Genomic DNA, 20,147 nt, shown 5'->3' on the forward strand with positions numbered 1-20,147 from the left:
TCCGGCCAACCCCGGCGGCGCGCGATCCCCCGTACCGGATCTATTGGTAGGTGACGGTGACCGAATCGGTCAGCGGGACCGCCTGGCAGGCCAGGATGTAGCCCTCGGCGAAGTCCTCCTCCTCGAGGATCTCGTTGTTGACCAGGGTGACCTCGCCGCTGAGCAGGCGGCAGGCGCACGCGCCGCACTGGCCCTGCCGGCAGGAGTAGGGCGGGTTCAGCCCGGCGTCGATGATCACGTCGAGCAGGCGTTTGCCGGGTGCCCAGGGCAGCACGTGGGTCTGCCCGTCGAGTTCCACCTCGGCGACCGCGGCCCGCGAGCCGGCCGGATCGACCATGGAGCGTGAGCCGGCTGATTCGAGCTCGAAGCGCTCCACCCGGATCCGCGACGCGGGGACGCCGGCCAGCTGCAACGCCTTCTCGGCGACCGCGACGAACGCTTCCGGGCCGCAGACGAAGGCCAATCGATCGGGGTACGCCGTGAGCAGTTCCCGCAGAGCGTCGGCCGTCGGCACGCCGCGTTCGCTGTCGAGCCAGTGCGTGACCGGGAGCAGCCTGTCCAGCTCGTCCCGGAAGATGATGGAATCAGCGTCCCGGTTCGCGTAGATCAGCGACCGGGCGCCGCCGCGCATCGACTTGATGATCCCCATGATCGGGGTGATGCCGGAGCCGCCGGCGAGCAGGAGCAGGTCGTCGTCGGGGGAGTCCGGGGTGAACGTGCCGGCCGGGCCCGACATGTCCAGGGTGTCCCCGGCGCAGACGTGGTCGCAGATCCAGTTCGACACCTGGCCGCCGGGCACCCGCTTGACCGTCACTTTCGGCGCGGCGTCGACTCCCGGTGCGCTGGACAGCGAGTAGCAGCGCGCCCCGGCCGGTGTCCGGACCGTGAGGTACTGGCCGGGGCGGTAGTCGAAGCCGGCGTCGAGCACCAGGGAGCTGGCATCCGAGGTCTCCGGGATCACGTCCATGATCCGAATCGGTCGGAACGTCGGCATCAACTCACCTCCAGACGGCCCTCACGAATCGCGCGGTCGATGCTCTCCCGCAGTTTCGGGCAGGTCGGGACCAGTGCGGTCGGCCGGCCGCCCGCCTCCGCGGCGATCAGTTCACAGGCCCGGCCCCGCCACTGCACGCTGGTCTGCATGGCGCTGCGCTTGCCGGCCCGGACCGGGATCCCGCAGCCGTCACAGCCGATGTCGACGAGGCCACCTTCCAGATAGTCGCGGCGCTCGTTCACGTCGCCGCCTCCGCTGTGCCTGACTCGTTCGCCGGCTCGGTCATGTCGCCGCCCGGGCCTGGTTGGCGGCGACCTCGGCCTCCCAGGTCTGCACCGCCCGGGTGGTGTCGACCTCGAACTCGTAGCGCGCCACCATGTCGTCGGTGACGTCCTCCACGTCGACGTAGAACTGCTCGTACCACCTGCGCAGCTGGTAGACCGGACCGTCCTCGGCGCAGAGCAACGGGTTGTCGATGCGGCTCTTGTTCTGCCAGATCTCCACGTCCTGGAGGAACCCGACGCCGATGCTCTTGGCGAACCTGGCCGCCGCCTTCGCCGCCTGCTCGGTGGTGAGGCCGGGCAGGCGCTTCATGATCAGGCCCCACTGGAGAACGAACGAGTCGGGCGACACCGGATAGTGGCAGTTGATCAGCACCGACTCGATGCCGATGCCGTTCCAGTCGTTGTGCAGGTAGTCGATCATGTAGGACGGCCCGTAGTACGCCGCCTCGCTCCGCAGCGTCGACTCGCCGGACTGGCTGGCCGTGCTCGGGACGTCCGGACGTGGCCGGGTGTGCAGGAACTGCGCCGCCACATGCCCCTCCATCACGTTCTTGAAGAACGTCGGGAAGGCGAAGTGGATGTAGAAGAAGTGGGCCATGTCGACCACGTTGTCGATGATCTCCCGGCAGTTGGCGCCGTCGATCCGGACCGAGTCCCACGTCCAGTCGCTCCACTCGTCGGAGAAGGCGCCCTCGATGCGGGGGATGGCCACCTCGGGTGGCGGCGGCTTGCCCTGCGGATCGTTCCAGACGAACAGTTGACGGTTCTGCTCGCAGGTCGTCCAGGAGCGGGTGCGGGCGCGCATCGGGATGCGGTGTGCGTACGGCACCTCGACACAGCGACCGTCCCCACCCCAGCGCCAGTCGTGGAAGGGGCAGGCGATGGTGTCGCCCTTGATCGTGCCCATGGTGAGGTCGCCGCCCATGTGCCGGCAGTAGCCGTCGAGCACCTTGATCGCCCCGCCGGAGTCCGCGAAGACCACGAGTTTCGTGCCGAACGCCTCGATCGCGTGCGGCCGCCCGTCGCGGAACGTGTCGGCCAGCCCCAGGCAGTGCCACCCCCGGGCGAACCTCGCCGGCGGCTTCCCGGCGTCGATGGTGCGCGGTTGCTGGCTGATGCTCATGCGCCGCTCCTGGTCCGCTAGCTAGAACGTGTTCTAGTATAGGGGTCGCTCGACACACGGCCAACCAGCCTGGAGGGATCTCATGGAAGCGGTCCTCGCCGGAGTTCGGGAACTGTTACCGGTTCTGCGGGAGCACGCACAGGAGACCGAGGATCGCCGGGCCCTCGACCCGGAGACCGTCAAAGCGCTCGCCGAGACCGGCTTCTTCCGCCTGCTGCAACCCGCCCGGTTCGGCGGCTACGAGGCGCACCCACTCGACTTCCTCACCGGGGTCCGGGAGATCGCCTCAGCCTGCGGCTCCACCGGCTGGGTCGCCTCGGTCATCGGCGTGCACAACTGGCAGCTCGCCCTCTTCCCCGACCGGGCGCAGCAGGACGTGTGGGGAGCCGACACCGGCACCCGCATGTCCTCGTCCTACGCGCCGACCGGCAGGATCACCCGGGTCGACGGCGGCTTCCGGGTCAACGGCCGCTGGAGTTTCTCCTCCGGCTGCGACCACGCCACCTGGGTGCTGCTCGGCGGCATCGTTCCGCCCGGCGAGGACGGGACACCCGCCGACTTCCGCACCTTCCTGCTGCCCGCCGCCGACTACACCATCGAGGACGTCTGGCACACCGTCGGGCTGCGCGGCACCGGCTCCAACGACATCGTCGTCTCCGACGCCTTCGTCCCGGAACACCGGACGCTGAGCTTCAACGACACCGCCCGCTGTGTCTGCCCCGGGCAGGAGCAGAATCCGGGGCCGCTCTACCGGATCCCCTACGCCTCGATCTTCTCCTACGCGATCACCACGCCGATCATCGGCATGGCCACCGGCGCCTACCGGGCCCACGTCGACCACACCCGTGGCCGGGTCCGTGCGTCCTACGTGGGCGTGAAAGCCGCCGAGGACCCGCACTCGCAGGTGCGCGTCGCCGAGGCGGCCGGCGACATCGACTCCGCCTGGTTCGCGCTCCAGGCCAACATGCGCGAGCTGATGGACCTGGCCACCGCGGGCGCGAAGCTGCCGATGCCGTTGCGCCTGCGGATCCGCCGCGACCAGGTCCGCGGGACCGAGCTGTCCATCCGCGCCGTCGACCGCCTCTTCGAGAACTCCGGGGGCCGGGCCCTCGCGATCGGCACCCCGATCCAGCGGTTCTGGCGCGACGCCCACTCCGGCCGGGTCCACGCGATCAACGACCCGGAACGGGCACTGTCCATGTTCGGCCGCGGCGAGTTCGGGCTCCCGCTCAACGACGCGATGGTGTGATCCCATGACACTGGCCTTTCACCGCGACGGCGCGGGCTCCCCGGTGGTCCTTCTTCACGGCGGCGGTCCGGGTGCGTCCGCCAAGAGCAACTTCGGGCGTACGATCCCCGCGCTCGCCCCGCACTTCGACGTCATCGCGGTCGACCAGCCCGGGTACGGTGGCTCGCTCGGCGACCCGATCGTGGGGCAGTACTTCACCCACGCCGCCGGTGAGCTGACCGCGCTGCTGGACAAACTCGGCATCGAACGGGTCGACCTGATCGGCAACTCGCTCGGCGGTGGAACCGCCGTGCGCTTCGCCCTCCAGCACCCGGCACGGGCCCGCAGGCTGCTCCTCATGGGACCCGGTGGCCTCTCCCTCAACGTCCTCGCCGCCGACCCGACCGAAGGGGTCAAACGACTAGGGGCCTTCGGCCGTGACCCCAGCCGGGAGAGACTGGCGGCCTTCCTGCGGACCCTCGTCTTCGACCCCTCCCTGATCACCGGGGAACTGATCGAGGAACGTTTCCAGGCCGCGATCGACCCGGCCGCCATGCGGGCCATGCGCGAGATGGGCGCCTCCTTCACCGACCCGCGAACATACGAGGAAGGGATGCTCTGGCGCGACGCCCACCGCCTGCGGCACGAGACCCTGCTCGTCTGGGGCCGGGAGGACCGGGTCAACCCGCTCGACGGCGCGCTGGTCGCCCTCAAACTGCTGCGCAACGCCCGCCTGCACGTCTTCGGCGGCTGTGGCCACTGGGCCCACCTGGAGAAATTCGACGAGTTCAACCGCCTGACCATCGACTTCCTCACCTCCTGAACGCCCCTTCGCTCTCCCTGTCGCGCCCACCCCGACTTTCGGTTCACGCCTTCTTCGAGAGGGGATTGCTCCATGAGCGAGCCTGCGAGCGAATCATTCAGCTCCGTCATGTACTCATTGCGATGCCGGAGCGCAGCGGAGGTAGCGCGATGAGCCTCATCCGCTCCCTCGGCTACCTGCGCGTCGAGTCCACCGATCCGCCCGCCTGGCGCGAATTCGGCGTCAAGGTCCTCGGCATGGCCGAGGGCCGCGGCCCCGACCAGCAGGCCGTCTACCTGCGCATGGACGACCTGCCGGCCCGCATCGTGGTGGTGCCCGGCGAGAAGGACCGGCTGGCCGCCTCCGGCTGGGAACTCACCGACCCGGCCGCCATGACCCGGCTCGCCGCGGTGCTCGAGGAGGCGGGGTACGCGGTCAAACCGGCCGGCGCCGACGAACTCGCCGACCGCCGCGTCTCCCACCTGATCAGCGTCGACGACCCGGCCGGCAACCGCCTCGAGTTCTTCTGCGGCGCGGCCCTCGACACCCGGCCCTTCCTGAGCGCCACCGGCACCCGGTTCGTCACCGGCGGCCAGGGCATGGGACACGCCGTCCTGCCGGCCCGCGACGACGCCGCCTCGCTGCGGTTCTACACCGAGGTGCTGGGCTTCCGGCTGCGCGACTCGATGCGGCTCGTCCCCGAGCATCTCGGCCTGCCGCCCGCCGACCGGCCACTGTGGATGAGGTTCCTCGGCTGCGGGCCCCGGCACCACAGCGTCGCGCTCGCGCCCATCCCGGCGCCGACCGGGCTGATCCACCTGATGATCGAGACGTCGTCGTTGGATGACGTGGGCCGCGCCATCGACCGGTGCGGCCGTCACAAAGCTCCGATGATCTCCACACTCGGCCGGCACGCCAACGACGAGATGGTCTCCTTCTACGTGCGTACGCCCAGCGGCTTCGACATCGAGTACGGGTACGGCGGGCTCACCGTCGACGACAGCACCTGGGTCGCCCGGCAGACCACCGCGCACAGCGTGTGGGGCCACCGCTTCTCCGGCGGGGGTGGTCATTGACCGAGGTGACGGCGGCGGGCCTGGAGCCCGCGCGGTTCCGGCGGGTGTTCGGGCACTTCGGGACCGGGGTCACGGTCATCACCACGGCCGACGCCGACGGTCCCGCCGGATTCGCCTGCCAGTCCTTCGCGCCGCTGTCGCTGGACCCGCCGCTCGTGCTGTTCTGCGCGCGGAACGAGTCGGAGACCTGGCGGCGGATCCGGGCGGCCGGGGTCTTCGGCGTCAACGTGCTCGCCTCCGACCAGCGCGACGTCTCCCGGCTCTTCGGCGCCCGGGGCGCCGACCGGTTCGCGGCCCTCGACTGGGCGCCCGCGCCGTCCGGCGCACCCGTCCTCGCCGACGTGCTGACCTGGGCGGACTGCGCGGTCGAGGCGGTCCACCCGGGCGGCGACCACGTCATCGTCATCGGCCGGGTGACGGCGCTGGGGCCGTGCCGCGACATCCCGCCTCTGCTCTTCTACCGCGGCCGCTACACCTCCACGGCGCCGAGCTCCCCCTACGAGCCCCCCGAGGTCGTCGACACCCTGCTCTCCTGGCCCCGTCACACCGACTGGATCTGAGATCACCCGGCCGAGTGGAATCCGGTCCGGGATCCTGGTCGCTGATGTGCCTGGAGCAGGGCCGCCGAGCAGCGGTGAGGTCTGCTCGCTCGGCCGGATGGGTAGGCTACGGGGTGAGCCGGCATTCCCTGGAGGGGGTAGGTTTCATGAGCGCCGAACCCGCGGCCGAGTGGCACATTCCGCCAGCGGAGGGGTACGCCGCGGATGACCTGGATCGCATCCCCGATCTACCGCCGCACGCGGAGCTCATCGACGGAAGCATCATCGTCGTGAGTCCGCAGAAGCGCTTCCACATGAAGATGCTGCGCCTGCTGGAGAACGCGCTCGCCCGGTCGGCACCCCGGGACTCGTTTCATGTGAGCCGGGAGATGTCCGTGGTGCTGGGCCCCCGGCAGCGGCCGGAGCCGGACCTCATCGTGGTGCATGCGGCCGCGGAGATCGACGATGACGCGAGCTGGTATCCGGCGGAGGCGGTCGTGCTCGCCGTGGAGGTCGTCTCACCTGAGTCGCAGGAGCGCGACCGTGTGCGCAAGCCGCTGCTCTACGCCGGCGCCGGGATCCCGCATTTCTGGCGGGTCGAGGAGAACGACGGAAGCCCGGTCGTCTACGCCTTCGAGATCGAGCCGGCAACGCGTCAGTACGTGCCGACCGGGATCTTCCACGGTCGCGTGGACCTCAAGGTCCCGTTCCCGATCGACATCGACCTCACCGAGATCGACCGGATGTGACGGTCAGCCGCAGTGCTCGAAGGGGCTCTGGTAGGTCAGACCGCCGATGGTGCCGCCCCACTTGACGCAGATCCCGTCGGCCGCGGCGCGTACCGGGCCGGCGTAATACTGGAACGAGCCCTTGTCGGCCTGCTGGGCGCCGCCCTTCACCTCCAGGGAGGCGGACATCGCCGTCTTCTGGTCGAGGGTGTTGCTCTTGACGGTGACCACACAGTTCGAGCCGCCCGCGGCGTAGAGCAGGTAGACGACACCCCGTTTGACACCGGCGGCCGTGGTCAGCGGCTGCTTGTCGATCACCGAGTAGCCGCTGCCGCAGATGTCCGCCGGCTTGTGCGGGTTCGTCTCGGTCGTCGTGGTCGGCGTCGGTGAAGTGGACACGGCCGGATCGGTGCTCGTCGTGGCGGTCGGTTCGCCGGCCGGGGCCGAGACGGCCGGCGACGACTCGTTCACCGGCGCGGTGGGCTTGGCCGGCTCGTCGCCGTTCGCCGTGGGCTTGCGCTGCTCGATCGGCTTGTCGGTCACCTGGTCACGGGCGCGGAGGCTCTCCCCGCCACCGGCCGGTGGCCGGCCGCCGCTGACGAACTCGCTGGTCTCCTCGGGGTCGGACCGCCACTGGTTGCCCAGCGCGATGCCGCCACCCGCCAGCATGAGACCGACCGCCACAGCGGCCAGCGCCACCGTCAGCCGGCGGCTCCTGCCGGGATGTGCCCCGGTCGCGCCCGCGTTCGTCCCGGTCTCGTGCCGCAGCGAACCGAGCGAGACCGCCCCGGACACGGCCGAACCGCCCGGCCGCTCCGGTGCGCCGCCCGGCGGCATCCCAGGAGCCCCGCCCGGCGGGATCGGGGCGGCGCCAGAGGATGGGGCGGCAGCGGCGCCGGACGAACGGGCGGCAGCGGCGCCGGACGACGGGGCGGGTGCGGCGCCGGACGGTGGCGCGGTGGGGCCTGCCGGGAACCGGTTCGGTGGGGCCGGGTTCGGGGGAATCGGGGCGCTCACCGCGTACCCCGAACGGTTTGAGGCGGCCCGCGCGGCCGCGGCCAGACCGGCGGCATGAGGGAAACGCTGAGCCGGATCGCGCGCGAGCGCGCGCATCACCACCGACGCCGTGGCGGGCGGCACATCCGGCGGCAGGACCGGCGGATTGCCGTGCACCAGTTGGGCCAGGACGGCGAGCGGGTTGTCACCGACGTAGGGCGGGCGGCCGGTGAGGCAGCAGAATGCCACCGCGCCGAGCGCGTACATGTCGGTGGCGGCCGTCACCGGACGGCCCTCCGCCTGCTCCGGCGCCATGTAGTGCGCGCTGCCGAGGACCACGTTCGTGCTGGTGATGCCGGTGATCCCGGCCGACCGGGCGACCCCGAAGTCGACCAGCACGATCGCGCCGGCGGGACGTACCAGCAGATTGCTCGGCTTGACGTCGCGGTGGATGATGCCGGCCTCGTGCGCGGTCTGGAGCGCCTCGGCGACCTGCGCCACGATCGTCATCGTCTCGGCCGGACCGAGCCGTCCCGCCTGCTGGATCCGCTTCGACAGCGGGGTGCCGTCGATGTACTCCATCACCAGGTAGTCGAGCCGGTGCGCGCCGACCGCCGCGTTCTCGCCGTAGTCGTAGACCTGCACGATCCCCGGATGCCGCAGCGCCGCCATCATCCGCGCCTCGGACCGGAACCGGGTGATGAAGTCCGCGTCGGACATCAGCGCCGGGAGCAGCACCTTGACCGCGATCTCCCGGTGCAGCAGCAGGTCGTTGCCGCGCCACACCTCACCCATGCCGCCCGCGGCGATGCGCTGGGTCAGCTGGTAGCGGCCATTGAGCACGACACCCGGTGAAAGCACCGGATCATGCTAGTCGCCGCGCGCCCGCCGCACCGTCCGCCGATTCACCTGTCCCGATCCTCGGGCCGGATCGGGTCAACCGTCCAACAGGGACGGAGCCAGCCGGGTGACGTGTTCGGACGGCTGCCCGAACAGCCGGGCCGACGCCCAGGCCCGCCGCAGGTAGAGGTGCGCGCCGTGTTCCCAGGTGATCGCCAGGCCGCCGTGCATCTGCACCATCTCGGCGGCCACCGCCCGCAGCGTCTCCGAGCAGTGGATCTTCGCGATCGTGGCCTCGGCGCCACCGGCCGTGAGCGCCGCGTTCACCGCCGACCGGGCCGCCTGCACCCGGATGTACGCCTCGGCCAGCCGGTGCTGCAGCACCTGGAACGACCCGATCGGCCGCCCGAACTGATGCCGCACCCGCACGTACTCGACCGTCAGCTCGAGTGCCCGTTCCGCCGTGCCGGTCTGCTCGGCGGCCAGCGCCACCATGGCCAGATCCCGGATCGGCGCCGCCTCCCCGAGACGCCGCCCGGGCACCCGGTCGAGCCGGATCGCGCTCAACGGCCGCGTCGGATCGAACGTGTCCACCGTCAGCGGTTCGGCGCTCCTGGGATCGACCTCGTACAGCCCGGCCGGCAACGCCACCAGCATCGTGTCCGCGATCGCCAGGTCCAGGACGTCGGAGAACGAGCCGCTGATCAGCCCGTCCGCGGCGGTCCCGGACCCCTCCCAGGCCACCGCCACGATCCGTTCCCCGGCGCAGATCCCGGGAAGGAGCCGGACGTCACCGGACCGCAGCAGCAGATGCGTGGCCAGCACCCCGCACCCCAGCATCGGACCGGGAGTCAGCTGCCGCCCCAGCTCCTCCAGCACCACGGCCGCCTCGGTCAGGGTGGCGCCGGAACCGCCGTACCGCTCCGGAACCGTCAGCCCCGCCACGCCGATCTCCTTGCAGAGCCGCCCCCACAACCCCGCGTCGAACCCGTCCCGCGCCGCATGGCCACCGGCCAGGTCCCGCACCGCCGCGCGCAGAGCCGCACGCTCCTCGATCATTCAAACCCTCCTTCCGGTACGGATGTGCCGTCGCCCGCCAGACCGGTGAGGATCCGGGCCCGGTGCCAGGACGGCGTGCCCCAGGCGAGATCCAGCACCCGTACCAGGCCGAGCCAGCGCCAGAGCCCGTGTTCCCGCGTGTACCCGACCGCCCCGTGGACCTGTAGCGCCACTCGGGCGGCCAGCCGTGCGGCCTCCCCGCAGGCCACCTTCGCCGCCGACACGTCCAGAGGGCCGGGCCCGGATCTCAGGGCGACCGCGGCGGCGTACAGGAGGGGTTGTGCGAATTCGATCGCCACCGCGACGTCGGCCAGTTGATGGCGCACCGCCTGGAACGAGCCGATCGGCCGGCCGAACTGCGTCCGCTGTTTCGCGTAGTCGACCGAACTCTCCAGCAGCGCCCGAGCCGCGCCGAGCAGCTGCGCCGAGCAGGCCAGGGCGCCGAGTTCCATCGCCCGGCGCGAGTCCTGCCCGGAAGCGATCAGCTCGCCGGGCGTCACTTCGGACAGCCGCCGGGCGGGATTCAGCGAGGGGAGCACCGATCGGGCGTGGCCCTGCCGGATCTCGGCGCCGTCGGCCACCAGGATCAGATCCGCGCCGTCCCCGTCGGCCGCGAACGGCAGCCACGGCGGAGCCACCAGCGAGGCCATCAGCCTGCCCTGGGCCAGTGCGGCGAGCCATTCCCGCGGGCCGGGCCGGGTCGCCGCGGCGGTCAGCAGGGCCGGGACGGCGGCGATCGACTCGGCGAGCGGGCCGGGGACGGCGTGGTGGCCCAGTTCCTCGCAAGCGACGACCAGATCGTCCGGGCCGGCGTCCTGTCCGCCGAAGCGTTCCGGTACGAGGAGCCCGGTCACCCCGGCCCCGGCCAGCGCCGACCACAGCGCCCGCCCCGCTCCCGGGTCGCCGTCCGCCCATGCCGTCGACACCTTCGGCAGGTCGGCGGCCGCCAGCAGGCCGTGCAGGGCCGCGGCGAACGCGAGCTGTTCCGTCGAGGGCGCCAGTCTCATCGCGGTTCCCGGGGGAGTCCCAGGACCCGCTGGGCGAGGGCGTCCCGCTGGATCTCGTTCGTGCCCGCGTAGATCGGCCCGGCCAGCGAGAACAGGTAGCCACCGGTCCATTCCGGATCCGTCTCGGCGAGCGGGCCGAGCATGTCCAGCGCGGTCTCGTGAAGGAGGACATCCAGTTCGGACCAGAAGAGTTTGGTCGCGCTCGGCGGCACCGGCCGCTCGAGCGAGGCATACGCCGCCATCCGGTACGCGCGTGCTCTGATCCACGCGCCCGCCACCCGATCCCCGTGCCGATCCTGCCCGGCCGGCCGGGGCTGAAGCCAGAGCCGGACCAGGCGGTCGGCGGCGGCGGTGAACCGGCCCGGTCCGCGCAGGGAGAGGCCACGCTCGTGGGCGGCGGTGCTCATCGCGACCCGCCAGCCGTCGCCCGGTTCGCCGATCACGTCGGCGTCCGGCACGAAGACGTCGTCCAGGAAGATCTCGGCGAACCCGGCCGCGCCGTCGAGCTGCCGGACCGGCCGGACCGTCACACCCGGCGCCCGCAGGTCGAACATCAGATACGTCAGGCCCCGATGCCGCCGCTCCTCCGGTGCCGACCGGAACAGCCCGAACGCCCGGTCCGCCACCACCGCCCGGGAGCTCCACGTCTTCTGGCCGGACAGCGACCAGCCGCCGTCGATCCGCCGGGCCCGGGAACGGAGGGACGCCAGATCGCTGCCCGCGTCCGGTTCTGACCATGCCTGCGCCCACACCTGCTCGGCGCGGGCCATCGGCGGGAGGATCCGGGCGCACTGTTCGGCCGTGCCGTGCGAAAGCAGCGTCGGAGCCAGCAGGAACAGGCCGTTCTGCCCGATGCGCACCGGTGCTCCGGCGGCGTGGTACTCCTCGTCGAACAGCAGCGTGTGCAGGGGTGGCGCCGCCCGCCCGCCGTATTCGACCGGCCATCCCACCGCCGCCAGCCCGGCGGCCGCGAGCCGCCGCTCCCAGGACCGGTGCGCGAGATCCCCGTCAGCGGTGTCGACTCCCGGCAGGGGGCCGGCCGGGACGTTGGCCGCCAGCCAGTCCCGCACCTCGCCCCGGAAACGGACCGCCGCCTCGTCGAGGTCGAGATTCACTCCGCCACCCCACCCGTGTCGGCGCCGGGTGGACGGTGAGGTGTCGCGGGGCCGGGCGCGGCCAGGTGGGGTGGGACGCGACCGGGTGCCGCCGGAGAGGTGGGGGAGGCGGCGGCCTTCATGGTCGCGGGGGTCAGGCCGGCCAGCGGGTCGGCGGTGGTCTCCGCGTTGTGGGAGTGGGCGACATGATGCAGCCCGAAAACCGTGTCCATGCCGGCGCGCATGCCCATCTGGTCCTCGCACAGGTTGACCGCCCGCTTGGCCAGCGCCAGCCCGAACGACGGCATCGCGGCGACCTTCGCGGCCAGCGTGAACGTCTCCGGCTCGAGAGCGTCCCGGGGCACGACCCGGTTGACCATGCCCACCTCGTACGCCCGCCGTGCCCCGAAACGATCGCCGGTGAACAGCACCTCCCGGGCGAAGCGCGGCCCGAGCGCCCACGGGTGGGCGAAGTACTCGACGCCGGGGATGCCCATGCGCAGCACCGGGTCGGCGAAGAACGCGTCCTCGGCGGCCACGATCAGGTCGCACACCCAGGCCAGCATGAGCCCGCCGGCCACACAGGCGCCCTGCACCATGGCGATGGACGGTTTCGGGATCTCCCGCCACCGCCGGCACATGCCCAGGTAGACCTCCATCTCGCGGGCGTACCTGCGGTCGGCGCCGTCCCGTCCGGTGTGGTCCCACCAGGTCACCGCCCGGCGCGGGAAGGGCGTGTCGGCGTCCCGTTCGGGGGTGCCGATGTCGTGCCCGGCGGAGAAGTGGTCGCCCGCCCCGGCCAGCACGATGACGGCCACCTCCGGGTCGTCGACCGCCGTCGTGAACGCGTCGTCGAGGGCGTACGTCATCGCCGAGTTCTGCGCGTTCCGGTAGCGCGGCCGGTTCATCGTGACCAGGCCGACCGGCCCACGCCGCTCGTAGAGCACGACCTCGCTCATGTGGGCTCCCGCAGCCGGTACTTGAGCACCTTGCCGCTCGCGTTGTGCGGCAACCCGTCCGGGAAGAGGACCGACCGGGGCACCTTGTAGCCGGCCAGCCGCTCCCGGCAGAAGCCGATCACCTGCTCGGCGGTCAGCTCGTATCCGGGGCGGGCCACCACGTACGCGCGCCCGACCTCGCCGAGCCGTGGATCCGGCACCCCGACGACGGCCGCCTCGGACACCCCGGGCAGGGCGGCCAGGGCCCGTTCCACCTCGGCCGGGTAGACGTTGAAGCCGCCGCACACGTACATGTCCTTGAGCCGGTCGGTGATGGTCAGATTCCCGGCGGCGTCGAGGGTCCCCACGTCGCCGGTGTGCAGCCACCCGTCCGGGTCGATCGTCTCGGCGGTGGCGGCCGGGTCGTCGAGGTAGCCGAGCATCACGTTGGGCCCGCGCAGCAGCACCTCGCCGTCCTTCTCGGCGATCCGCACCTCGAAGCCGGCGGCGGCCCGTCCGCTGGTGAACGCCACGGTCCGGGTGTCGTCGCCGGGCCGGCACATGGTCGCCACCACGGCCTCGGTCAGCCCGTACGCCGTGAGCACGGTGGCGAACCCCAGCTCGTCGCGGATCCGCTCGACCAGCACGGGCGGGACGGTGGCCGCCCCGGTCACGGCCAGCCGCAGGGACCGCAGGTCACGCCCACCCCGGACGGGATGGTCGAGCAGCCCGATGTAGAGGGTCGGCGGCCCGGGCAGCACGCTGATCCGCTCGGTCTCGATCAGGTCGAGGGTCCGGGGCACGTCGAACACCGCCTGCGGCACCACGGTGGCCCCGCTGACCAGGCAGGCGAGGATGCCGGCCTTGAGCCCGAAGCTGTTGAAGAACGGGTTGACCACCAGGTACCGGTCGCGGATGTCGAGCCCGCCGATCCGCGCCCACGCCCGGGCCACGCCGAGCGACTGCCGGTGCGCGCTCATCGCCCCCCTGCTGCGGCCGGTCGTCCCGGAGGTGTAGAGGATGTCGCTGACGTCGTCCGGCCGTACCGCTGAGGCCCGCTCCTCGGCCGCGTCGCGCGGCACCTCGCCCGAGCGCTCCCGGAAGGTGTCCCACTCGGGCAGCGCGAGCACGAACGGCGGCAGTTCGGCACCGCTCTCGCGCAGTGAGGCGAGCCGGTCGGTGCCGAGGAACGGGCCGGTGACGATGAGGCCGCGCGCCCCGCTGCGGCCGATCACGTCGGCCGCCTCGACCGCGGTGAAGCGGGTGTTGACCGGCACCAGCGTGCCGCCCGCGTAGAGCACGCCGAGCGCCGACAGCATCCACCGGGCGCTGTTGGGAGCCCAGATCGCGACCCGGTCGCCCGGCTCGATCCCGGACGCGATCAGCGCGCGCGCCACCGTGACGACCTCGTCGTGCAGCCCGGCGAAATCCCATCGGCGCACGTGCGGATCGACCAGGGCCGGGTGCCTGCCGAATTCGAGCGCCGCCCGTGCCAGCGCCGCCGGGACGGTCTCCATGGGACCCCCAAAGAGGCTTTACCGAATAGAGGAGCTTTACCAAGCAAGTGCTTGGTCGGTAGCGTGAGCCTACGCGTGATCCCGGAGGTGGCGCCAGTGACCGACGACGATGCGTTCCGGCGTGAGATCCGGGACTGGCTGGCCACGAATCTGACCGATGAGCTGCGCGGCGCCGGTGGCCCGGGCCGGGAGAACGAGGCCTTCCCGCAGCGCCTGGCCTTCGCCCGGCGGCTCGCCGAGGGCGGGTGGACCACGCTGGCCTGGCCGGTGGCGCACGGTGGGCGCGGCGCGCCGCTCCAGCGGCAGGTGATCTTCCATGAGGAGTACGCGAGAGCCGGCGCCCCGAGTCGCGTCGACCACATCGGCACCACCATGGTCGGCCCGACCCTGATCGCCCTCGGCACACCCCGGCAACGCGACCGGTTCCTGCCCGCGATCGCCGCCGTCGATCAGCTGTGGTGCCAGGGCTACTCGGAACCGGGCGCCGGTTCCGACCTGGCCGGCGTCACCACCCGGGCCCGGCTCGACGGCGGCCGCTGGGTGCTGACCGGCCAGAAGGTGTGGACCTCGCTGGCGCATGTGGCCGACTGGTGTTTCGTGCTGGCCCGCACCGAGCCGGCGCCGCCCGGCGGCCCGCGTCACGCCGGCCTGTCCTACCTGCTCGTGCCGATGCGGCAGCCCGGCATAACGGTCCGGCCGATCCGGCAGCTCACCGGGGACAGCGAGTTCAACGAGGTGTTCTTCGACGACGCCACCACCGAGGCGGGCCTGGTCGTCGGCGAACCGGGTCAGGGCTGGCGGGTCGCGATGGCCACTCTCGCCTTCGAGCGGGGCGCGGCCACCGTCGGCCAGCAGGTCGGCTTCCAGCGGGATCTGGACGACCTGGTCGCGGTGGCCCGGCGGACCGGCGCCACCACCGACCCGGCCCTGCGTGACCGGCTCACCCGCGCCTGGATCGACCTGTCGGTGCTGCGCGCGCACACGCTGCGCAGCCTCACCGAGGACCTGCCGGCCGGCTCCTCGGTGATCAAACTGCTCTGGACCCGGTGGCGGCAGGGCCTCGGCGACCTGGCCATGGACGTGCTGGCCGCCGGTGACGCGGGACCGGAGGCGACCGAGCGCTGGCAGCGGTACTTCCTGTTCACCCGGGCCGACACCATCTACGGCGGGTCCAACGAGATCCAGCGCGGCATCGTGGCCGAGCGGGTGCTCGGGCTGCCCCGTCAGGCCCGGGGATGACCGGGCCGACCGGGCGCGGCCTGTTGTTGGGCAAGGTCGTGGTGGTGACCGCGGCGGCCGGCGCCGGCATCGGCTCGGCGGTGGCCCGGCGCTGCCTGGACGAGGGGGCCCGGGTGGTGCTCGGCGACAGCCACGAGCGCCGCCTCGGCGAGACCCGCGACAAGCTCTCCGACCTGCATCCGGGCCGGGTGTGGGCGATCCCCTGCGACGTCACCGACGAGGCCGGGGTGGGGCGGCTGATCGGCGGCGCGGTGTCCCGGTACGGCCGGATCGACGTGCTGGTCAACAACGCCGGGCTGGGTGGGAACCGGCCGGTTCCCCAGATGTCCGACGAGGAGTGGCACCGGGTTCTGGACGTCACCCTGACCGGCACGTTCCGCTGCACCCGGGCGGCGCTGCGCCAGATGATCGCGCAGGGCGGCGGCGGTGCGGTCGTCAACAACGCGTCGGTGCTCGGCTGGCGGGCCCAGGCCGGGCAGGCGCACTACGCCGCCGCGAAGGCCGGGGTGATGGCGTTCACCCGGTGTACGGCCCTGGACGTGGCCGGGCACGGCATCCGGGTCAACGCGGTCGCGCCGAGCCTGGCCGCCCACCCGTACCTGAGCCGGGTGATCAGCGAGACCGAGCTGGCCGAACTGGCCGGGCGGGAGGCCTTCGGACGGGCCGCGCAGCCGTGGGAGGTGGCCACCGTGATCGCCTTTCTCGCCAGCGACTACGCCTCCTATCTGACCGGCGAGGTCATCTCGGTGAGCAGTCAGCACGCCTGAGACCCCAGGGGTTTCCATCGATGTTACGGAGCAGTAGATTGTAACGCGTTCTATTTTTTGCGAAGGGAGACCGCGATGCGGCGGATCACCGGCGCGGCCCTGTTCGGACTCGGCATCCTCAGTCTCCTGCTCGCGATGGCCCTGGTCTGGATCATCGTGCCCTCGCAGGAGAAGGTGCCGCTCGACCTGGAGCCGCCGGACGTGGTGGTGGAGGCGGCCAATGCGTCTTTCGTGCAGGTCAAGACGTTGCCGGACGGGTCGCCGCGGGTGGCCGTGGAGCAGGCCGGCCTGCGCTCCACCACCGGCATCAAACCCGACTTCGAGGCGGCCGCCGAGATCCCCGGCGAGCGGGCCGGTGAGACCCTGGTCTGGAACGTGTACCACTCCACCCGGCGGGCCGACACCGACGAGATGATCAACAGTTCGGAGAGCCGGGTCGCACTCGACCGCACCACCGGCGAGGCGGTGCCCTGGGCCGGGCAGTGCCACCTCGAGGAGAAGGCCGACCCGGCCACCGGCGTCGGCTGCACCCCCGGCAACGTGCAGTTCGAGGGCCAGCTCTACCTCTTCCCGTTCGGCACCGAGAAGCGCACGTACCAGTACTGGGACTCCACCCTGGGTGAGGCGCTGCCGATCGACTACCAGGCCGAGGAGGAGTTCAACGGGCTGCCCACCTACCGCTTCCAGCAGCAGGTGCCCGAACAGGAGGCCGAGATGGACCCGCAGACCCTGGCCGGGCTGCTCGGGTTCCTGGCTCCCGGCGCCACCACCGGCACCATCTCCTACCGGGCCACCCGCACCCTGTGGGTCGAGCCGATGACCGGCGCCATCGTCGGGTACCGCGAACAGCAGCACCGGGAACTCGTGCCGGACGCCGGCGCCGCGGTCGTCATCTTCGACGCCGACCTGCAGTACGACCAGGCCACCATGGAGGCCGTCGGGGCCGAGGCCGAACACGGGCGCGACCTGCTGCTCATGCTCGGCCGGTACGTCCCGATCGGGCTCGCCGTCCTCGGACTGCTGCTGATCGTCGCCGGTGTGCTGCTGTCCCGGGGCGCCGGACCGCGCGGCGGGCACCGGGCGCCGGACAACAGCCGGCCGCTGCCGACGCCGGTTCCGCAGGGCTGAGCGCTCTCCCCGTACCCCGCCCGGTTCTGATCTTGCAAAAGCGCCCAGCTCAGCGGGTGCCGTAGAAATCGGGCGGGGTGGCCGGGTCGTTGTCCGAGACGTTCGAGGCAACCTCGGTCGCGCTGGGGTTGATGGCGGCCATCACCGCGGTGACGCCGATGGCGGCGAGCACGGCCGCGACCACCGCGCTCAGCAGCATGTACCCGAACCGAACCATGACAGTGCTCCTCTACAGCCGTTCGATGACGCTTGCGGTCGACATCGCCCCGCCGGCGCACATGGTCACCAGCGCGGTCGTGCCGTCGATACGTTCCAGCTCGTGCAGCGCGGTGGTCAGCAGCCGGGCGCCGGTGCTGCCGACCGGATGACCCAGCGCGAGCGCCCCGCCGTTGACGTTCACCCGGTCCGGATCGGCGCGGTGCACCGCGAGCCAGGACAGCACCACGCTGGCGAACGCCTCGTTCACCTCGCACCGGTCCAGGTCGTCGATCTTCATCCCGGCCGCGGCCAGAACCCGGCCGGTGGCCGCGATCGGGCCGTCCAGGTGGTAGTACGGCTCCGCGCCGACCAGGCACTGCGCCACGATCCGGGCCCGCGGCCGCAGACCCAGCGCCCGCGCCCGGTCGGCGTCCATGATCAGTAGCGCGGCCGCACCGTCGGAGATCTGCGACGAGGTGCCCGCCGTGTGCCGCCCGTCCGGCAGCACCGGCCGCAACCCGGCCAGCCCCTCGACGGTGGTGTCACGCAGGCCCTGGTCACGGGTGACGTCACCGACCGCGATCACCTCCCGGTCGAACCGGCCCTCCGCCCAGGCCCGTGCCGCGTTCGCCTGCGAGCGCACGCCGAACCGGTCCAGGTCCTCGCGGGTCAGGCCGCGGCGGTCGGCGATCCGTTCGGCGGCCACGTACTGATTGGGCAGGTCGATGTCCCACGACTCGGGGCGGGGCAGGCCGGCGTCGCCCAGGTTGGCGCGCAACGGCACCCGGCTCATCGACTCCACCCCGCAGGCCACGCCCGCATCGATCGCGCCGGCCGCGATCAGGCCGGCGATCAGGTGCGCCGCCTGCTGCGCCGAACCGCACTGCGCGTCGATCGTGGTGCAGCCGGTCGCGTGCGGCAGTCCCGCGTGCAACCAGGCCGTACGGGTGATGTTGTTCGACTGCTCACCGCCCTGGGTGACGCAGCCGCCGATGGCCTGCTCCACATCGGCCGCCGGCAGCGCGCGCAGCGCGGCACCGAGCAGTTCGGCCGGATGCAGGCCGGACAGCCACCCGCCACGCTTGCCGATCGGAGTGCGAACCGCATCGACGATGACCGGTGACCCCACCGCGACCTCCAACTAGAACCTGTTCTCGATTGAACCTACCAAATCTCTCTGATGCCATGTTTGAATCGGTAGAACTTGTTGCCGTAGGAGGAGCCGTGGCCGAGCCGCGCACCCGCATCGACCCCACCGATCCGGACATCTACCTGCACGGCATCCCGCACACCGAGTTCGCCGAGCTACGCCGCACCGAACCGGTCTGCTGGATCCCGCAGCCGCGCGGCAGCGCCGGATTCGACGACGAGGGGTACTGGGCGGTCACCCGGCACGCCGACGTGATGACCGTGTCCCGCGACAGCGACACCTACTCCAGCCGGGAGAACACCGCGATCGTCCGCTTCCAGCCGGACATGACCCGCGACCGGATCGAGATGCAGCAGGCCGTCCTGCTCAACATGGACCCGCCGCAGCACACCAAACAGCGCGCGATCGTCTCCCGCGGCTTCACCCCGCGCGCCGTCAACAGCCTGCGCGCCGCACTCCAGGCCCGCGCCGAACGGATCCTCCGCACCGCGCTCGCCACCGGCGACGCCGGCGACTTCGTCACCGAGATCGCCTGCGAACTGCCGTTGCAGGCCATCGCCGAACTGCTCGGCGTCCCGCAGGAGGACCGCGGCAACGTCTTCGAATGGTCCAACTCGATGATCGGCTACGACGACCCCGAGTTCAGCGGCGCCGACCCGATGGAATCGGCGATGGGCCTGCTCGGCTACGCCATGCAGATGGCCGACGAACGCCAGTCCTGCCCCCGCGACGACATCGTCACCACCCTGGTCAAGGCCGAGATCGACGGCTCACACCTGTCCGTCGACGAATTCGGCTTCTTCGTGCTGATGCTCGCCGTCGCCGGCAACGAGACCACCCGCAACGCCATCTCCCACGGCATGCTCGCGCTGCTGTCCAACCCCGCACAGTGGGATCTCTACAAGGAGACCCGCCCGCGTACCGCCGTCGACGAGTTCGTCCGCTGGGGCAGCCCGATCAACGCCTTCCAGCGCACCGCCCTGCACGACACGGTCCTCTCCGGGGTCCCGATCCGCACCGGCCAGCGGGTCGCCATGTTCTACGGCTCCGCCAACTACGACGACGACGTCTTCGCCGCGCCGCACACCTTCGACATCACCCGCAGCCCCAACCCGCACCTGGGCTTCGGCGGCAGCGGCGCCCACTTCTGCCTGGGCGCCAACCTCGCCCGCCTGGAGATCGACCTCATCTTCAACGCTCTCGCCGACCACATGCCCGGCATCACCCTCGCCGGTCCCGCTCAGCGCCTCCGCTCCGGCTGGATCAACGGCATCAAACACCTTCCGGTCCGGTATCGCTGATCTTGTACGCGGTGCGCCGCCACCCAACCGCATCGACCCCGTCACGCCGAGCCTCGCGAGCCGGCTGCCGGGTCAAGCCTGTGCCGCGCCCGCCGGGCTGAGATCGCTCGTCCGGCGGGCGCGGCACAGGCCAGACCCG

At 71.8% G+C, this 20,147-nt stretch carries 19 protein-coding genes and 1 pseudogene; 9 read left to right on the forward strand and 11 right to left on the reverse strand.

The genetic code is table 11. From position 1 onward, the window contains the following. Nucleotides 1–40: 40 nt before the first annotated feature. From KZ829_RS22495 to KZ829_RS22505, 3 genes are read right to left on the reverse strand one after another with little or no spacing between them, the layout of a single operon-like run. Nucleotides 41–994: a ferredoxin--NADP reductase gene (locus KZ829_RS22495; RefSeq protein WP_220145897.1), complete on the reverse strand. Its 954-nt coding sequence runs from the start codon at nt 992–994 to the stop codon at nt 41–43. Further along, entirely contained in the window at nt 994–1,236 is a 243-nt protein-coding gene (locus tag KZ829_RS22500; protein ID WP_220145898.1) for a hypothetical protein, read from the reverse strand. The genes KZ829_RS22495 and KZ829_RS22500 overlap by 1 nt, the downstream gene beginning before the upstream one ends. Before the next feature lie 40 nt (nt 1,237–1,276). Further along, on the reverse strand, nt 1,277–2,401 hold the full coding sequence (locus KZ829_RS22505; RefSeq protein WP_220145899.1) for a 3-ketosteroid-9-alpha-monooxygenase, oxygenase component: 1,125 nt from the start codon (nt 2,399–2,401) through the stop codon (nt 1,277–1,279). Between the two features lie 82 nt (nt 2,402–2,483). Here KZ829_RS22505 and hsaA point away from each other — a divergent pair, with 82 nt between their 5' ends. The 5 genes from hsaA (at nt 2,484) to KZ829_RS22530 (ending at nt 6,795) form a co-directional block, all read left to right on the forward strand. Further along, nucleotides 2,484–3,650, forward strand: a complete 1,167-nt coding sequence (gene hsaA, locus KZ829_RS22510) for a 3-hydroxy-9,10-secoandrosta-1,3,5(10)-triene-9,17-dione monooxygenase oxygenase subunit (RefSeq protein ID WP_220145900.1) — start codon at nt 2,484–2,486, stop codon at nt 3,648–3,650. A 4-nt stretch (nt 3,651–3,654) separates the two neighbouring features. Then, complete coding sequence (hsaD, locus tag KZ829_RS22515) at nt 3,655–4,452, forward strand: 4,5:9,10-diseco-3-hydroxy-5,9,17-trioxoandrosta-1(10),2-diene-4-oate hydrolase (RefSeq protein WP_220145901.1); 798 nt, start codon at nt 3,655–3,657, stop codon at nt 4,450–4,452. A 149-nt stretch (nt 4,453–4,601) separates the two neighbouring features. Beyond that, the gene (gene hsaC, locus KZ829_RS22520) at nt 4,602–5,507 is read left to right on the forward strand and encodes an iron-dependent extradiol dioxygenase HsaC (RefSeq protein ID WP_220145902.1); all 906 of its coding nucleotides are present in this window, start codon (nt 4,602–4,604) and stop codon (nt 5,505–5,507) included. 5 nt (nt 5,508–5,512) lie between these two features. Continuing rightward, on the forward strand, nt 5,513–6,067 hold the full coding sequence (hsaB, locus tag KZ829_RS22525) for a 3-hydroxy-9,10-secoandrosta-1,3,5(10)-triene-9,17-dione monooxygenase reductase subunit (protein ID WP_220145934.1): 555 nt from the start codon (nt 5,513–5,515) through the stop codon (nt 6,065–6,067). A 146-nt stretch (nt 6,068–6,213) separates the two neighbouring features. Next, on the forward strand, nt 6,214–6,795 hold the full coding sequence (locus KZ829_RS22530; RefSeq protein ID WP_220145903.1) for a Uma2 family endonuclease: 582 nt from the start codon (nt 6,214–6,216) through the stop codon (nt 6,793–6,795). A 3-nt stretch (nt 6,796–6,798) separates the two neighbouring features. Here KZ829_RS22530 and KZ829_RS44620 read toward each other — a convergent pair whose 3' ends face one another. The 6 genes and pseudogenes from KZ829_RS44620 to KZ829_RS22560 all read right to left on the reverse strand — a co-directional run bounded on the left by KZ829_RS44620 (nt 6,799) and on the right by KZ829_RS22560 (nt 14,225). Further along, a complete protein-coding gene (locus KZ829_RS44620; RefSeq protein WP_308285618.1) occupies nt 6,799–8,631 on the reverse strand; it encodes a serine/threonine-protein kinase in 1,833 nt (610 codons plus the stop codon). Nucleotides 8,632–8,706: 75 nt separating this feature from the next. Beyond that, on the reverse strand, nt 8,707–9,669 hold the full coding sequence (locus KZ829_RS22540; protein WP_220145904.1) for an acyl-CoA dehydrogenase family protein: 963 nt from the start codon (nt 9,667–9,669) through the stop codon (nt 8,707–8,709). Continuing rightward, nucleotides 9,666–10,676, reverse strand: a complete 1,011-nt coding sequence (locus tag KZ829_RS22545; protein WP_220145905.1) for an acyl-CoA dehydrogenase family protein — start codon at nt 10,674–10,676, stop codon at nt 9,666–9,668. Before KZ829_RS22545 ends, KZ829_RS22540 begins: the two co-directional genes overlap by 4 nt. After that, nucleotides 10,673–11,791, reverse strand: coding sequence for an acyl-CoA dehydrogenase family protein (locus tag KZ829_RS22550; RefSeq protein ID WP_220145906.1), 1,119 nt, complete (start codon nt 11,789–11,791; stop codon nt 10,673–10,675). The genes KZ829_RS22545 and KZ829_RS22550 overlap by 4 nt, the downstream gene beginning before the upstream one ends. Before the next feature lie 107 nt (nt 11,792–11,898). Further along, nucleotides 11,899–12,729 (reverse strand): annotated as a pseudogene (locus KZ829_RS22555) (enoyl-CoA hydratase); the annotation flags it as partial. Further along, a complete protein-coding gene (locus KZ829_RS22560) occupies nt 12,726–14,225 on the reverse strand; it encodes a FadD3 family acyl-CoA ligase (RefSeq protein ID WP_220145908.1) in 1,500 nt (499 codons plus the stop codon). The pseudogene KZ829_RS22555 and the gene KZ829_RS22560, both read right to left, overlap by 4 nt. A 63-nt stretch (nt 14,226–14,288) precedes the next feature. On the opposite strand from KZ829_RS22560, the gene KZ829_RS22565 reads away from it, so the two are divergent. From KZ829_RS22565 to pgfA, 3 genes are all read left to right on the forward strand, one after another. Continuing rightward, complete coding sequence (locus tag KZ829_RS22565) at nt 14,289–15,464, forward strand: acyl-CoA dehydrogenase family protein (protein WP_220145909.1); 1,176 nt, start codon at nt 14,289–14,291, stop codon at nt 15,462–15,464. Then, nucleotides 15,461–16,231, forward strand: coding sequence for an SDR family oxidoreductase (locus KZ829_RS22570; RefSeq protein WP_220145910.1), 771 nt, complete (start codon nt 15,461–15,463; stop codon nt 16,229–16,231). The genes KZ829_RS22565 and KZ829_RS22570 overlap by 4 nt, the downstream gene beginning before the upstream one ends. Nucleotides 16,232–16,306: 75 nt before the next feature. Beyond that, nucleotides 16,307–17,359 (forward strand): cell envelope lipid trafficking protein PgfA, encoded by a 1,053-nt coding sequence (gene pgfA, locus KZ829_RS22575; protein ID WP_220145911.1) that lies wholly within the window; start codon nt 16,307–16,309, stop codon nt 17,357–17,359. Between the two features lie 49 nt (nt 17,360–17,408). Here pgfA and KZ829_RS22580 read toward each other — a convergent pair whose 3' ends face one another. Next, nucleotides 17,409–17,576 (reverse strand): hypothetical protein, encoded by a 168-nt coding sequence (locus KZ829_RS22580; RefSeq protein WP_220145912.1) that lies wholly within the window; start codon nt 17,574–17,576, stop codon nt 17,409–17,411. A gap of 12 nt (nt 17,577–17,588) precedes the next feature. Next, a complete protein-coding gene (locus KZ829_RS22585; RefSeq protein WP_220145913.1) occupies nt 17,589–18,686 on the reverse strand; it encodes a steroid 3-ketoacyl-CoA thiolase in 1,098 nt (365 codons plus the stop codon). A gap of 95 nt (nt 18,687–18,781) precedes the next feature. Here KZ829_RS22585 and KZ829_RS22590 point away from each other — a divergent pair, with 95 nt between their 5' ends. Then, nucleotides 18,782–20,008: a cytochrome P450 gene (locus KZ829_RS22590; RefSeq protein ID WP_308285619.1), complete on the forward strand. Its 1,227-nt coding sequence runs from the start codon at nt 18,782–18,784 to the stop codon at nt 20,006–20,008. The last annotated feature ends 139 nt before the right edge of the window (nt 20,009–20,147 follow it).

The organism is Actinoplanes hulinensis, assembly GCF_019429605.1.
GTDB lineage: Bacteria > Actinomycetota > Actinomycetes > Mycobacteriales > Micromonosporaceae > Actinoplanes > Actinoplanes campanulatus.